Origin of the sequence: Catellatospora tritici, assembly GCF_019083965.1 — a bacterium.
Lineage (GTDB): Bacteria > Actinomycetota > Actinomycetes > Mycobacteriales > Micromonosporaceae > Catellatospora > Catellatospora tritici.
The window spans coordinates 51,961-67,515 of record NZ_JAHRCY010000034.1 but is presented as its reverse complement, the minus strand read 5'-3'; the positions used below and the strand labels follow the sequence as shown (position 1 = coordinate 67,515).

12 protein-coding genes are annotated in these 15,555 nt (G+C 72.3%); 10 read left to right on the top strand and 2 right to left on the bottom strand.

The features are described from left to right. Positions 1-35: 35 nt before the first annotated feature. Positions 36-656: a hypothetical protein gene (locus KUA19_RS39610; protein WP_217404718.1), complete on the bottom strand. Its 621-nt coding sequence runs from the start codon at positions 654-656 to the stop codon at positions 36-38. An 83-nt stretch (positions 657-739) separates the two neighbouring features. Then, entirely contained in the window at positions 740-2,545 is a 1,806-nt protein-coding gene (locus KUA19_RS39605) for a glycoside hydrolase family 15 protein (protein WP_217404716.1), read from the bottom strand. 191 nt (positions 2,546-2,736) lie between these two features. Here KUA19_RS39605 and KUA19_RS39600 point away from each other — a divergent pair, with 191 nt between their 5' ends. The 10 genes from KUA19_RS39600 to KUA19_RS39555 all read left to right on the top strand — a co-directional run bounded on the left by KUA19_RS39600 (position 2,737) and on the right by KUA19_RS39555 (position 15,531). Further along, positions 2,737-4,584, top strand: coding sequence for a glycoside hydrolase family 3 protein (locus KUA19_RS39600; protein WP_308167912.1), 1,848 nt, complete (start codon positions 2,737-2,739; stop codon positions 4,582-4,584). 107 nt (positions 4,585-4,691) lie between these two features. After that, positions 4,692-6,083, top strand: a complete 1,392-nt coding sequence (locus KUA19_RS39595) for an alkaline phosphatase PhoX (protein WP_308167911.1) — start codon at positions 4,692-4,694, stop codon at positions 6,081-6,083. Between the two features lie 149 nt (positions 6,084-6,232). Beyond that, positions 6,233-7,039, top strand: a complete 807-nt coding sequence (locus KUA19_RS39590) for a TIGR03084 family metal-binding protein (protein ID WP_217404712.1) — start codon at positions 6,233-6,235, stop codon at positions 7,037-7,039. Beyond that, positions 7,036-8,847, top strand: coding sequence for an acyclic terpene utilization AtuA family protein (locus KUA19_RS39585; RefSeq protein WP_217404710.1), 1,812 nt, complete (start codon positions 7,036-7,038; stop codon positions 8,845-8,847). Before KUA19_RS39590 ends, KUA19_RS39585 begins: the two co-directional genes overlap by 4 nt. Then, complete coding sequence (locus KUA19_RS39580) at positions 8,844-10,442, top strand: acyl-CoA carboxylase subunit beta (protein WP_372452016.1); 1,599 nt, start codon at positions 8,844-8,846, stop codon at positions 10,440-10,442. The genes KUA19_RS39585 and KUA19_RS39580 overlap by 4 nt, the downstream gene beginning before the upstream one ends. A gap of 4 nt (positions 10,443-10,446) precedes the next feature. Next, the gene (locus KUA19_RS39575; protein WP_217404708.1) at positions 10,447-12,414 is read left to right on the top strand and encodes an acetyl/propionyl/methylcrotonyl-CoA carboxylase subunit alpha; all 1,968 of its coding nucleotides are present in this window, start codon (positions 10,447-10,449) and stop codon (positions 12,412-12,414) included. After that, a complete protein-coding gene (locus tag KUA19_RS39570; RefSeq protein WP_217404706.1) occupies positions 12,411-13,568 on the top strand; it encodes an acyl-CoA dehydrogenase family protein in 1,158 nt (385 codons plus the stop codon). The genes KUA19_RS39575 and KUA19_RS39570 overlap by 4 nt, the downstream gene beginning before the upstream one ends. Before the next feature lie 37 nt (positions 13,569-13,605). Next, entirely contained in the window at positions 13,606-14,223 is a 618-nt protein-coding gene (locus KUA19_RS39565) for a TetR/AcrR family transcriptional regulator (RefSeq protein WP_217404761.1), read from the top strand. A gap of 80 nt (positions 14,224-14,303) precedes the next feature. Continuing rightward, on the top strand, positions 14,304-14,771 hold the full coding sequence (locus tag KUA19_RS39560) for an AAA family ATPase (protein ID WP_217404704.1): 468 nt from the start codon (positions 14,304-14,306) through the stop codon (positions 14,769-14,771). Between the two features lie 4 nt (positions 14,772-14,775). After that, positions 14,776-15,531, top strand: a complete 756-nt coding sequence (locus KUA19_RS39555) for a tRNA(His) guanylyltransferase Thg1 family protein (RefSeq protein ID WP_217404702.1) — start codon at positions 14,776-14,778, stop codon at positions 15,529-15,531. The last annotated feature ends 24 nt before the right edge of the window (positions 15,532-15,555 follow it).

The following is a 15,555-nucleotide window of genomic DNA, read 5'->3' as shown; positions in this document are numbered from 1 at the left end:
CGGGACGGTCGACAGCCGTCCCGGCGCGATGCGGTCTACTTCTGCGCCTCGAGCAGCCTGCAGACCTGGTCGTAACGGGTGACCACACGCAGGAAGTCCTCGCTGTCGACGGCGCCGAGGTTCTTGAGTTGCTGGTAGGTGTCGACCGCGTCGACAGCCAGCTGCCGCGCCTCGGCCGCCGCGCTCGGCCCGGCCCATTTGGCCAGCATGAACCCCAGGCGGCTCTTGGCGTCGGCGGTCATCGCGGCTGCCGCGGCCAGGTCCGGCACCGCGCTGCCGGCGTTGAGCGGTGCGCGGCGGGGGATGATGCGGTCGAGGGTGGCGATCTGTGCGTTGATCTCGCCGCCGCTGAGTTCGAGGTAGCACTCGTAGGCGCGGCGGGCCACGGTCACGGCCTCGGCTCCACGCCCGGCGTGGTCGAGCATGGCGGCATGGTTGTACAGCTTGCCCGCCAGTTGGGCCAGGTGCTCCCGGTTGTCCGGCTCCAGCTGCCGCAGCTGCAGGATCGTCTCGATCGCCTGCTGGCTGGGCTTGATCGCCGCCACCGCCTGTCCGGACCGCAGTAGGGTCATCGCCTTGTTCGCGTAGTCGTTGGCCTGGTCCTGTAGCCGTTGCAGTCTTCGTTCGTTGCGCGCCGCGGAGTCGAAGAAACTCACGGGCCCCTCCCCAGGTCTCCCGATCATGTCGCCAGCATCCTATCTGGACACTATGACGCTGCTGCCGGCCCTGGTCGGCGGCGCTAGTGGCGAGGGGCCGGGTGGCCGTCGGCGGAGGGTGGGGCGAGCAGGGGGCCGAGCACGCGGGCGGTGTCGATCAGCGGGACGTGGCTGAACGCCTGCGGGAAGTTGCCGACCTGGCGGCGGGTGACCTGGTCGTACTCCTCGGCGAGCAGACCGACGTCGTTGCGCAGGCTGAGCAGGTTTTCGAACAGCTCGCAGGCCTCCTCACGCCGGTCCATCAGCGCGTAGTTCTGCGCCAGCCAGAATGTGCAGGCCAGGAAGGCGCCCTCGCCCGGGGGCAGGCCGTCCACCTCGGCGCCGGGCACCTGGGTGTAGCGCTGCACCAGGCCGTCGGACATCAGCTCGCGCTCGATCGCGGCGACGGTGCCGCGCATCCGCGGGTCGGTGGCGGGCAGGAAGCCGACCAGCGGCATCATCAGCAGTGACGCGTCGAGTTCACGGGAGCCGTAGAACTGGGTGAAGGTGCCGCGGCTCTGGTCGTACCCCCGGGTCAGGATGTCGGCGGCGATGTCGTCACGCAGCGCGCGCCAGCGCCCGGCCGGTCCGGTGGAGCCGAACTGTTCGACGGTCTTGACCGCCCGGTCCGCGGCGACCCAGGCCATGAGCTTGGAGTGGGTGAAGTGGCGCGACCCGCCGCGCACCTCCCAGATGCCGTCGTCGGGCCGCTGCCAGTTGTGCGAGACGAACTCCATCAGCGCGGTCTCCAGCGCCCAGGCCTGCTGGTCCTCCTCCAGCCCGGCCTTGCGGGCCTGGTGCAGCGCGTCCATGACCTCGCCGTAGACGTCGAGCTGGAACTGCTCGGCGGCGGCGTTGCCCAGCCGCACCGGCCCGCCGCTGTATCCCGGCAGCCAGGACGCGATGCGTTCGGGCAGGTAGCGCTCGCCCGCGACGCCGTACATGATCTGCAGCTGGGACGGGTCGCCGGCGATGGCGCGCAGCAGCCACGACCGCCAGGCGCGGGCCTCCTCGACGTAGCCGGAGTAGAGCAGCGACTGCAGGGTGATGGTGGCGTCGCGCAGCCAGCAGTACCGGTAGTCCCAGTTGCGCACGCCGCCGAGCTGTTCGGGCAGGGAGGTGGTGACCGCGGCGACGATGCCGCCCGTGGGGCCGTAGGTCAGCGTCTTCAGCGTCAGCAGGGAGCGGGTGACCGCCTCGCGCCACGGGCCTTCGTAGTGGCAGCCGTTGATCCACTCCTGCCAGTACGACTCGGTCTCGGCCAGCGCGGTCTCGGGTTCGACCGGCTGCGGCACGGGCAGGTGCGACTCGCGCCAGGTGAGCACGAACGGCACCCGCTCGCCCTCGGCGACGGTGAAGTCGGCGACGGTGGCGAGATTCTCCCCATGCACGTCCACCGGCGTACGCAGGTAGACCGCGTCGGGTCCGGCCACGCCGACGGTGTCCGGCCCGACCCGGCGCACCCAGGGCACGATGTGGCCGTAGTCGAAGCGCAGCCGCAGGTCCATCCGCATCGCCACCCGGCCGTGTACGCCCTCGACGATGCGGACGAGGTCGGCGGCCTCGCCGCGCGGCGGCATGAAGTCGATGACGCGCACGGTGCCGGTGTCGGTGTCGAACTCGGTCTGCAGCACCATCGTGTCGCCCCGGTAGGCGCGTCGCACCGCGCTCACCCCGTGGGCCGGGGCGAGCTGCCAGCGGCCGTGATCAGGGGTGCCCAGCAGCGCGGCGAAGATGGCGCCGGAGTCGAAGCGGGGCAGGCAGAGCCAGTCGACGGACCCGTCCCGGCCGACCAGTGCGGCGGTCTGGGTGTCGCCGATGACCGCGTAGTCCTCGATGCGCAGCGGCATGTGCACCTCCCGCGACGACGCTACCCGCGCCGCGCCCCGGCAAACGGGATCCGACTCCCATCCGTCAGCCGACCGCTCGACCGGATCGGCGCGTCCGAATCGCGGGAGCGTTCCCACGGGCAGCCGTGAACCGACATAATGTGTTGCCCCGCACCGCATTCCGCTCCATCCCTCACGTACCTGGAGAAGCCGTGAAGAAGGCTGCACGCCGCTGGTTGCTGCTGGCTCTGGCTCTGGCACTGCTCGCAGCGGGCCTCACCGGATATGTGCTGTGGTCCGGCGAGGACGGCGGCCGCAAGCTTTATCAGGACGCGTCCCGGCCGGTCGCCGAGCGGGTGGCCGACCTGCTGGGCCGGATGAGCCTGGCGGACAAGATCGGGCAGATGACCCAGGCCGAGCGGGGCTTCGCCTCGGCGTCGGACGTCACTTCGTACCGGCTCGGGTCCATCCTGTCCGGCGGCGGCTCGACGCCCGAGGCGAACACCGCGCAGGCCTGGGCCGACATGAACGACGAGCTGCAGCGCGGCGCCCTGGCCACCCCGCTGGGCATCCCGATCCTGTACGGCTCCGACGCCGTGCACGGCCACAACAACGTCGTCGGCGCGACGATCTTCCCGCACAACATCGGCCTCGGCGCGACCCGCGACCCGAAGCTGGTGGAGCAGATCGGCCGGGTCGTCGCCGAGGAGGTCACCGGCACCGGCGTGGACTGGACCTTCGCGCCGTGCCTGTGTGTGGCCCGCGACGACCGCTGGGGCCGCACCTACGAGTCCTTCGGCGAGACCCCCGACATCCCCGCCTCGATGACCTCGATCATCACCGGTTTCCAGGGTGAGAAGCTCGGCGGCGGCCCGACCTCGATCCTGGCCACGGCCAAGCACTACGTGGGCGACGGCGGCACCACCGGCGGCGACGACCAGGGCAACACGGAGCTGACCGACGCGCAGTTGCGCGAGATCCACCTGCCGCCGTTCAAGGCCGCCGTCGAGCGCGGCGTCGGCTCGGTGATGGTGTCGTTCAGCAGCTGGAACGGCGAGAAGCTGCACGGGCAGAAGTACCTGGTCACCGACGTGCTCAAGGGCGAGCTGGGCTTCACCGGCTTCGTGGTGTCGGACTGGAACGCCGTCGACCAGCTCGACGGCCAGGAAGGCTTCACCCCCGACGAGGTCGCCACGGCGATCAACGCCGGGATCGACATGGTGATGGTGCCCGAGCACTGGCAGGACTTTCTCACCACGCTCAAGGGCGAGGTCGACAACGGGCACGTCCCGGCCGCCCGGATCGACGACGCGGTCCGGCGCATCCTGACCAAGAAGTTCGAGCTGGGGCTGTTCGAGCACCCGATGACCGACCGGTCGTACACGGGCACCGTGGGCAGCGCGGAGCACCGGGCGCTGGCCCGGCAGGCGGTGCGCGCCTCGCAGGTGCTGCTCAAGAACGACAAGGGCGTGCTGCCGCTGGCCAAGGGCGGCAAGGTCTTCGTCGCGGGCAAGAACGCCGACGACCTCGGCAACCAGTCCGGCGGCTGGACCATCACCTGGCAGGGCGGCTCCGGCCCGACCACCAAGGGCACCACCATCCTGGAGGGCATCCGCGAGGTGGCCGGTCCGGGCACGACGGTGACGTACGCGCGAGACGGCAAGGGCGTCGACCGCAGCTACCAGGCGGCGATCGCGGTGGTGGGCGAGAAGCCGTACGCCGAGTACGAGGGCGACCGGCCCGACGGGCTGCGCCTGGACGACGAGGACCGCCAGACCATCGCCACCCTGCGCGCCTCGGGCATCCCGGTGATCGTGGTGCTGGTCTCCGGGCGGCCGATGGAGGTCGCCTCGGAGGTGTCCGGCTGGAACGCGTTGCTGGCGGCGTGGCTGCCCGGCACCGAGGGCGCCGGGGTCGCCGACATCCTGTTCGGTGTCGGTGCCCCGACCGGCAAGACCCCGATGACCTGGCCCGCAGCCAAGGCGCACGAGCCGATCAACGCGGGCGACGGCCAGCCCGCCCTGTTCCCGCAGGGGTTCGGTTTGGGTTACGGCTCCTAAGGTTTGCCTGCCGTTCGCCTTCCGGTCGAGTGGATCCAGCGGGCTGTTCCCGTACGCGGAATTGCATGGCTTCGTCCCCTGGTGAAACTCCCGGAAGGCCTTTTCACGTGAGCACCCCTCTGTCCCGCCGCAACCTGCTGCGCGCCTCGACCCTCGGCGGTCTGGGCATCGCGTTCGCCGGTAGCGCCGCCGCCATCGCCGGTCCCGCCTACGCCCACCCGAAGGTGGCGGGCTACGGTCCGCTGGTCACCGACCCGGCGGGCATCCTGTCACTGCCCGAAGGCTTCTCCTACCGCATCGTCGCCGAGGCGGGCGTCACCGTCCTGGAGTCCGGCGAGTTCACCCCGAGCGACGCCGACGGCACCGCCGTCTTCCGCACGCCCGGCGGCTACACGCTGGTCAACAACCATGAGATCGGCGGCGGCGAGCCGTACGGCGTGCCGGCGCTGCCGGGCCTGACCTTCGACCCGGGCGCGCACGGCGGCACCACCAACATCGACGTGGACCACCACGGCAACCGCGTCCGCGAGTACGTCAGCCTCGCCGGCACCCACAACAACTGCGCCGGCGGCATCACCCCGTGGGGCACCTGGCTGACCTGCGAGGAGACCGAGCAGCGCGCCGGTGGCGTGTTCCAGTTCGACCACGGCTGGGTGTTCGAGGTCGACCCGCATGACCGCGCCGCCAACCTCTCGCCGGTGCCGCTGAAGTTCCTGGGCCGCTACGCGCACGAGGCCGTGGCCGTGGACCCGAAGACCAACGAGATCTTCCTGACCGAGGACGCCAGCGGCCCGCACGGGCTCTACTTCCGCTGGGTGCCCCCGGCGGGCTTCAAGGGCCGCAAGGGCGAGCTGCGCGCGCTGGCGCTCAGCGCGGGCGGCGACACCGCGGGCAGCCTGCAGGCGCTGAGCGCGTCGCTGGACGGCGTGCACATCGAGGACCTGTCGCAGGCGCTCACCCCGGGCACCAGGTACGACGTGACCTGGGTGGACGTGCCGGACCGGCTCGCGGTCACCACCTCGGTGCGCAAGCAGTTCACCAACGACCAGGTCACCCGCGCCCGCAAGTTCGAGGGTCAGTGGTACGGCGACAAGGGCGTCTACTTCGTCTCCAGCTACGCCCGCCTCAGCGACGGCAGCGTCAACGAGCACGACGGCCAGGTGTGGTTCTACGACCCGAAGCGCGAGACCATCGAGCTGGTCACCATCTTCGGTGTGAACCCGGACCCGTCGGTCGAGGGCAACTACGACGGCCCGGACAACATCACCGTCTCGCCGTACGGCGGCGTGATCCTGGCCGAGGACGGCGAGGGCCTGTCGCATCTGGTCGGCGTCAGTGAGAAGGGCGAGACCTACCCGCTGGGCCGCAACGAGGCCAGCGACAGCGAGTTCACCGGTCCGACGTTCACCGAGGACGGCCGGATCCTGTTCGCCAACATCCAGTCACCGGGCCAGGTCTTCGCGATCACCGGCCCGTGGGGCCGCAAGAAGGACTGCTGACCCGGTTCACGAAAACGCCCGCGCCCGCTCCGACCGTCTCCGGAGCGGGCGCGGTTTTCGTCTGCCCAGTACACGCGCTTATAAATCAAGCGTGCTTGACTTTTTCTCACCTCGGGGCGAAGGTTGTCGCCAGTGGAGGGGAGAGCCGGATGGCCGAACTGGCAACGCTGCTGGACGCCCTCGCCGCCGAAGGGCACGTCGTCGACCGCCTCCTGGCGGACCTGCCCGACTCCGGCTGGGCCGCGCCGACCCCGGCCGCGGGCTGGACCGTCGCGCACCAGATCGCCCACCTCGCCTGGACCGACCACCAGGCCCTGCTCGCGGTCACCGATCCACCGGGCTTCGCCGCGCAGATGGCCGAACTGCTGGCCGCCGATCCGCTCGGGTTCGTCGACACCGGTGCCCGGGACTGGGCCCGCACCGATCCGGCGCCGCTGCGGACCCGCTGGCGGCAGGGCCGGGCCGACCTGGCCGCCGCGCTCGCGGCACTGCCGCCCGGAGCCCGCGTCACCTGGTACGGCCCGCCGATGAGCGCGGCGTCCATGGCCACCGCCCGGATCATGGAGACCTGGGCGCACGGGTACGACCTCGCCGACGCCCTCGGCGTCGTCCCCGAACCCACCCATCGTCTGCGCCACGTCGCCCACCTGGGCGTACGTACCCGCGACTTCGCGTTCCACGTGCACGGGCTCGACGCGCCCACCGAGGAGTTCGCGGTCGAGCTGACCGCGCCGGACGGGCAGCCGTGGCGCTGGGGACCCGACGCCGCCGCCCAGCGGGTCACCGGGCCCGCATTGGACTTCTGCCTGCTGGTGACCCAGCGGCGCCACCGGGCCGACCTGGCCGGGGCCGCCGTCGGCGTCGATGCCGACCGGTGGCTCGACGTCGCGCAGGCGTTTGCCGGGCCGCCCGGCGGCGGCCGGGCACCGGGGCGGGTCACCGGGGGTGCGAGGTGAACGCGCCGCTGCGGGTCGCCAACGCGTCCGGGTTCTACGGCGACCGGTTCTCGGCCGTACGCGAGATGCTGACCGGTGGCCCGATCGACGTGCTCACCGGCGACTATCTGGCCGAACTGACCATGCTCATCCTGGGCCGCGACCGGCTCAAGGACCCGACCTCCGGGTACGCCAAAACGTTCCTGCGGCAGATGGAGGAGTGCCTCGGGCTGGCCCTGGACGCCGGGATGAAGGTGGTGACCAACGCGGGCGGCCTCAACCCGGCCGGACTCGCCGACGCGCTGCACGAGCTGGGCGAAAGGCTCGGGCTGGCGCCGCGCATCGCCTACGTCACCGGCGACGACCTGACCGCGCGCGCCGCCGACTTCGGCACCGGCGCGGGCACGCCACTGACCGCCAACGCCTACCTGGGCGCGTTCGGCATCGCGGCGGCGCTGCGGGCCGGGGCCGACCTCGTGGTCACCGGGCGGGTCACCGACGCGTCGCTGGTGGTGGGCCCGGCCGCGGCCCACTTCGGCTGGACGCCGCACGACCTCGACCGGCTGGCCGGGGCGGTGGCGGCCGGGCACGTGATCGAGTGCGGGGCGCAGGCCACCGGCGGCAACTACGCGTTCTTCACCGAGCACGACGTGACCAGGCCGGGCTTCCCGATCGCGGAGGTGTACGCCGACGGGTCCAGTGTGATCACCAAGCATCCGGGCACCGGCGGCGCGGTCACCGTCGGGACGGTCACCGCGCAGCTGCTGTACGAGATCGACTCCCCGCGCTACCTCGGCCCGGACGTCACCACCCGACTCGACACGGTCGTGCTCACCGACGACGGGCCCGACCGGGTGCGCATCAGCGGCGTACGCGGCGAACCCGCGCCGCCCACCCTCAAGGTGGGCCTCAACACCCTCGGCGGGTTCCGCAACGACGTCACGTTCATCCTGACCGGACTCGACGTCGAGGCCAAGGCTGCCCTGGTCCGGACACAGCTCGAAGCGGCCCTGCCCCGCGCGCCGCGCGAACTCGCCTGGCGCCTGGCCCGCACCGACCACCCCGACGCCCCGGCGCAGGAGGAAGCCAGCGCGCTGCTGCACGCCACGCTCAAGGACCCGGATCCGAAACTCGCCGGGCGGGCCTTCTCCGGCGCGGCTGTCGAGCTGGCCCTGGCCAGCTACCCGGGCTTCACCCTGACCACCCCGCCCTCGGACGGCACGCCCTACGGCGTCTTCACGGCCGTGACCGTCCCCGCCGCCGAGGTGCCGCACGTCGCGGTCCTACCGGACGGCACCACGATCCACATCCCGCCCGCCCCCACCTCGGCCACCGCCCCCACCCCGGCCTCGGCCACCGCCCCCGTGTCCGGCACGGCGTCCGCCGTCGGCGCGGCGTCCGGTCTGCTCGCGCTCGCCGAGGAGCCGGCGCCTTCGGCGTTAGGAAGGGGCCCTTCTACAACGGAAAGCGATAACAAGGTGCCCTTCCTTACCGCGGGGACGCGGCGGGGGGCGTTGGGGCTGGTGGCGGGGGCGCGGAGTGGCGACAAGGGCGGCAGCGCCAACATCGGCGTGTGGGTGCGTGCCGATGCCGCCTATGCCTGGCTGGTGGCCACGCTCACCGTCGACGAGCTGCGCAGGCTGCTGCCGGAGCTCGGGCAGCTGCCGGTGGCGCGGTATGAGCTGCCGAAGCTGCGGGCCGTGAACTTCGTCGTCGATGGGCTGCTCGGTGCGGGCGTGTCGGCGGGGACGCGGTTCGATCCGCAGGGCAAGGGTCTGGGGGAGTGGCTGCGCTCCCGGTACGTCGACATTCCGGAGGAGCTGCTGTGACCGTGCTGCGTACGGGTCTGGACGCCGGGTCGGCCGAGTACGCCGCGAACCGGGCCGCGATGCTGGACCGGCTCGCCGAGGTCGACGTCGAACACGCCAAGGCGCTGGCCGGGGGCGGGCCGAAGTACACCGAGCGGCATCGGGCGCGGGGTAGGCTACTGCCCCGCCAGCGGATCGAGCTGCTGGTGGACCGGGAGTCGCCACTGCTGGAGCTGTCCACCCTGGCCGCGTACGGCACCGACTACCCGGTCGGGGCCAGTGTCGTCACCGCCGTCGGGGTGGTCGAGAGCACCGAGTGCGTCATCGTCGCCAACGACCCGACCGTGCGGGGCGGCGCCTCCAATCCGTGGTCGCTGCGCAAGACCCTGCGCGCCCTGGAGATCGCCCGGGTCAACCGGCTGCCGCTGGTCAACCTGGTCGAGTCCGGCGGCGCCGACCTGCAGCACCAGAAGGAGATCTTCATCCCGGGCGGGCAGGTGTTCCGCGACCTGACCCGGCTGTCGGCCGCCGGGATCCCCACGGTGACCGTGGTCTTCGGCAACTCCACCGCGGGCGGGGCGTACGTGCCCGGCATGAGTGACCACGTCGTCATGATCCGCGAGCGGTCCAAGGTGTTCCTGGCCGGACCGCCGCTGGTGAAGATGGCCACCGGCGAGGACGCCGACGACGAGTCGCTGGGTGGCGCGCAGATGCACGCCCGGGTCTCCGGCCTGGCCGACTACCTCGCCGCCGACGAGGTCGAGGCGATCGGGATCGGGCGGCGCATCGTGGCGAACCTGCGCTGGCGCAAGCTCGGCAGCCCGCCGAGCCTGCCGCCCGACGAACCCCGCCACGACCCTGAGGAACTGCTCGGCATCGTGCCGCCGGACCTGCGCCGCCCGTTCGATCCGCGCGAGGTGATCGCCCGGTTCGCCGACGGCTCGCGGTTCGACGAGTTCAAACCCGACTACGGCCCGAGCCTGGTCACCGGCTGGACCAGCGTGCACGGGTATCCCGTCGGCGTGCTGGCCAACGCACGGGGCGTGCTGTTCAGCCAGGAATCACAGAAGGCCGCCCAGTTCATCCAGCTCGCCAACGTCAGCCGGGTGCCGCTGCTGTTCCTGCACAACACGACCGGCTACATGGTCGGCACCGACTACGAGCAGGGGGGCATCATCAAGCACGGTGCGATGATGATCAACGCGGTGTCCAACAGCACCGTCCCGCACATCTCGCTGCTGATCGGAGCGTCGTACGGGGCCGGGCACTACGGCATGTGCGGACGAGCGTACGACCCCCGGTTCCTGTTCGCGTGGCCGTCGGCGAAGTCGGCGGTGATGGGCGCGGCGCAGCTCGCGGGCACCATGTCGATCGTCGCCCGCCAGGCGGCCGCCGCGGCGGGACGGCCGTACGACGAGGACGCCGACCTGGTGGTGCGGACCATGGTGGAGAACCAGATCGAGGCGGAGTCGCTGCCGATGGTGCTGTCCGGGCTGCTCTACGACGACGGGGTCATCGACCCGCGCGACACCCGTACCGTGCTGGGGCTGTGCCTTTCGGCGGTGCAGAACGCGCCCGACCCCGGCCCCGGTCCCTACGGCGTTTTCCGGGTGTGAACAGATGATCACTCGACTGCTGGTGGCCAACCGGGGCGAGATCGCCCGCCGGATCATGCGCACCTGCCGCGACCGGGGCATCGCCACCGTCGCGGTCTACGCCGACCCCGACGCGAACGCCCCACACGCCCGCGAGGCCGACCTCGCCGTACGCCTGCCCGGTGCCGCACCCGCCGACACTTATCTGCGGGTGGATCTGATCGTCGCGGCGGCGCTGGCCGCCGGGGCCGATGCCGTCCACCCCGGCTATGGGTTCCTGTCCGAGAATGCCGCGTTTGCGCAGGCGGTGCTCGATGCCGGGCTGACCTGGGTAGGGCCACCTCCGGCCGCGATCGAGGCGATGGGGTCCAAGGTCGCGGCCAAGAAACTCATGGGCGCCGCCGGGGTGCCCGTGCTGCCCGAACTCGACCCCGCCGCGATCACCGAAGCCGACCTGCCGGTGCTGGTCAAGGCGTCGGCAGGCGGCGGCGGCCGGGGCATGCGCGTGGTCCGAACGCTGGCTGAGCTGCCCGTGCAGGTCGAGGCGGCCCGGACCGAAGCCGCGGCGGCGTTCGGCGACCCGACCGTGTTCTGCGAGCCGTACCTGGCCACCGGGCGGCACCTCGAGGTGCAGGTGCTCGCCGACGCGCACGGTACCGTGTGGACGCTGGGGGAGCGGGACTGCTCGATCCAGCGCCGCCACCAGAAGATCGTCGAGGAGGCGCCCGCGCCGGGCCTGGCCGACGCCGTCCGGGAACGGCTGGCCGAGGCGGCCGCCGCGGCCGCCCGCGCGATCGGGTACACCGGCGCGGGCACGGTCGAGTTCCTGGCCGGGCCGGACGGCTTCCACTTCCTGGAGATGAACACCCGGCTGCAGGTCGAGCATCCGGTGACCGAGGCGGTCACCGGCGTGGACCTGGTCGACCTGCAGCTGTCGGTCGCCGAGGGCGCCGCGCTGGACCCGGTGCCGCCGCCGGTGCGCGGGCACGCCATCGAGGTCAGGCTGTACGCCGAGGACCCGGCGCACGACTGGCGGCCGCAGACCGGGCGGCTGCGCAAGTTCACCGTGCCGGGCGTGGCCGCCGAGTTCACGCCGGTGCGCGGCCTGCGGCTGGACAGCGGCGTGACCGCCGGGGACGCCGTCGGGACACACTACGACCCGATGCTGGCCAAGGTGATCGCCTGGGGGCCGACGCGGGAGGCCGCCGCCCGTACCCTCGCCTCGGCGGTCGCGGCCGCGCGCGTCCACGGCCTGGTCACCAACCGGGACCTGCTGGTCCGGCTGCTGCGCCATCCCGCCTTCCGGGCCGGGGACGTCGACACGTCGTTCCTGTCCACCCACGACCTGGCCGAGCTGGCGCGGCCGCTGGCCGCCGACCGGGCCGTGCGGCTGTCGGCGATCGCGGCCGCGCTGGCCGCCGCGCACGCCGACCGGGCGCAGGCGCGGGTGCTCGGGACACTGCCCGGTGGCTGGCGCAACATCGGCTCGGCACCGCAGTCGCGCGCCTACGACGGCCCGTACGGCCGCGTCGAGGTCGCCTACCGCACGGGCCGCACCGGCACCACCGTCGTGGACGAGCCCGGCCTCACTGTCGGGCTGGTCACCACCGAGCGGGTGGAACTGCTGGTCGGGACGCTGCGGCACACCTTCGCCGTCACCGCGTACGACGACCTCGTCTGCGTCGAGTCGCCGCTCGGCCCGGTCGCACTGACCCCAGTCGACCGCTTCCCGCAGCCCGTCGTCGCCACCGAACCCGGCTCCCTGGTCGCCCCGCTGCCCGGCGCGGTCATCCGCGTCGCCGCCGCCGAGGGCGACACCGTCGCCGCCGGTCAGCCGCTGCTGTGGTTGGAGGCGATGAAGATGCAACACGAGATCACCGCTCCCGTCGACGGTGTGCTCACCAGCCTGCGCGTCGAGATCGGCCGTCAGGTCGACGTCGGTGCCGTGCTCGCCGTGGTCACCCCCGCCCCCGCCTCGGAGGACCCGTCATGACCCTGCCCGAGACCGACGAACGCCGCGCCCTGCGCGAGGCCGTGAGCGCACTGGGCGCCAAGTACGGCCATGACTACTACCTGCGCAACGCCCGCACCGGCGGCAAGTCCACCGAACTGTGGCGCGAGGCGGGGCGGCTCGGCTACCTCGGCGTCCACGTGCCCGTCGAGTACGGCGGTGGCGGCGGCGGCATCGGCGACCTGGCCGCGGTCTGCGAGGAGCTGGGCGCCGCGGGCTGCCCGCTGCTGCTCATGGTCGTGTCCCCGGCCATCTGCGCCACCGTGCTCACCCGGTTCGGCACCGACGAGCAGAAGCGGCGCTGGCTGCCGGGGCTGGCCGACGGCTCGCGCGTGTTCGCGTTCGCGATCACCGAACCGGACGCGGGCTCCAACGCCCACCAGCTCGCCACCACCGCGACCCGGGACGGGGACGGGTGGCGGCTGACCGGCCGCAAGACGTACATCTCCGGTGTCGACGAGGCCGAGGCGGTGCTGGTGGTCGCGCGTACCGCCGACGAGCGCACCGGGCGGCTCAAGCCGGTGCTGTTCGTCGTGCCCACCGACGCGCCCGGCTTCACCGCCGCGCCGATCCCGACCGAAGTGGTGGCGCCGGAGAAGCAGTTCGACCTGTTCCTCGACGACCTCGCCCTGCCCGGCGACGCCCTGGTCGGCAGCCCCGACGCCGGGCTGATGCAGCTGTTCGCCGGGTTGAACCCCGAACGCATCCTGGCCTCGGCGTTCGCGCTCGGCATCGCCCGCTACGCCCTGGCCAAAGCCGTCGACTACGCCCGCACCCGGGCGGTGTGGGGCACCCCGATCGGCGCCCACCAGGCGATCAGCCACCCCCTCGCCGCCTGCCACATCGAGGTGGAGCTGGCCCGCCTGATGACCCACCACGCCGCCACCCGGTACGACGCGGGCGACGACCAGGCCGCCGGGGAGGCCGCCAACATGGCCAAGTACGCCGCCGGGGAGGCCGTGGTCAAGTCGGTCGACCAGGCCGTACAGACCCACGGCGGCAACGGCCTGTCCACCGAGTACGGCCTGGCCACACTGCTGGTCGCGGCCAGACTCGGCCGCATCGCCCCGGTCAGCCGGGAGATGATCCTCAACTTCGTGGCGCAGCACAGCCTCGGCCTGCCCCGGTCCTACTGACGGCCTCGATACGAGAACCGTCCGTGTTCTGGGTAGCCTGACCGCCGTGCCGACGATCTCCCGCGAACCCCGCCAGGACCGCAGCCGCGCCACCCGGCAGCGGCTGCTGTCGGCGGCCGTGCAGTGCATGGCCGAGCTCGGCTGGTCCGGGGCGACCGTCGCGGTCGTCGCCGAGCGGGCCGGGGTGTCGCGCGGCGCGGCCCAGCACCACTTCCCGACGCGGGAGGACCTGGTCGCGGGGCTGATCGAGCACATGAGCGAGGTGCGTGCCGCCGAGATCGGCGACCTGGCCGACGAGCTGCGAACCGGGCCGCGACGCACCGAGCAGGTGCTGGGCGTGCTGGTCGGGCTGTACCGGGGGCCGGTGTTCCGGGCGGCGCTGCACCTGTGGGTGGCGGCCGCCGCCGACGAGGGGCTGCGCGAGCGGATGCGGCCGCTGGAGGCCGAGCTGGGGCGGGTCGCGCACCGGATGGCGGTGGAGCTGCTGCGTGTCGATGAGAAGCAGCCCGGCACCCGCGAGACGGTGCAGGCGACCCTCGACCTGGCGCGCGGCCTGGGCCTGGCCGAGCTGCTGCACGACGACACCGCCCGCCGCCACCGCGTCCTGCGCCAGTGGGCCCGCACCCTCGACCTGGTCCTACCCGCGGTGCGGTGACCGGTCGACCCCGGCCACGCGGTCGAGGCCGTGGCGATACCCACTGGTCGTGGGCATGACGATCGGGCACACTGTCCGGCGTGTCGGAGCTCCGGTTGGCCATCCTGGTAGGGGCCCAGGCGTCCGGCAAGAGCACGTTCTGCCGACTGCGACTGGCCGACAGCCACACGGTGGTCAGCAAGGACGCCTTCCCGAACGCCCGCAACCGGCAGCGTAGGCAGCTGCGGCTGATCGGCGAGGCGCTCGCGCAGGGGCGAAGCGTCGTGGTGGACAACACCAACCCGTCCGCGCAGGAGTGGCATCCGCTGATCGGGGCCGCGCGCGAGCATGGAGCAGCAGTCGTCGGCTACTGGTTCCCGCTCGACCGGGAGGCGTCGCTCGCCCGCAACGCCGCCCGTGACGACCGGACCCGGGTGCCGGACGTCGGGATGTACACGACCTTCAAGCGCCTGCGCCGACCACGCCTGGCCGACGGGTTCGATGGCCTGTTCGCGGTCAGGTTCGACGGCGTCGGCGGGTTCCTGGTCGACCCCATCGAGGAGGACTGAACCGGTGGACGCCGACGAGTTCGAGGCAGCCCAGCGGGCACGCGAGTACTTCCACTCGCTCACCGTGCTGCCCGGTGCCTGGACGGTGCTGCGGCTGGACGGGAGAAGCTTCTCCGGTTTCACCGAGCAGCGTTTCGACAAGCCGTTCGACCCGCGCTTCTCCGACCTGATGGTCACCACGGCCCAGGCCCTGATGGTCGACCTGGGCGCCAGGTACGCCTACACCGAGAGCGACGAGATCTCCCTGCTCCTGCCACCGGGGTTCGACCTGTTCGGCCGCAGCGTGGAGAAGCTCGTCTCGATCTCGGCCGGTATCGCCAGCGCGGTGTTCACCCAGGCCGTCGGCGAGCCCGCCCACTTCGACTCCCGGCTCTGGCTGGGTGTCACCGTCGGCGACGTGGTCGACTACTTCTCCTGGCGGCAGACCGATGCCACCCGTTGCGCGTTGAACGGCTGGTGCTACTGGACGCTGCGTAACGCCGGTCAGACCCGTCAGCAGGCTACCCGCGCCCTCGCCGGCGCCGGCACGGCGGACAAGAACGAGCTGCTGTTCCGCCACGGGATCAACTTCAACGAACTGCCCGCCTGGCAGCGCCGTGGCATCGGGCTGTGGTGGGAGCTCCACGACTGTCCCGGCTTCGACCCCGTCTGCGGCGTCGAGGTCACCGCGCAGCGGCGGCGTATCACGGTCGAGCGCGAGCTGCCGATGAAGGACGCCTACCGCAGCCTGGTCGAGAAGGTCGCCACCACGTCGCTCTGACCGTGCCCACCCGCGCGCCCGGTC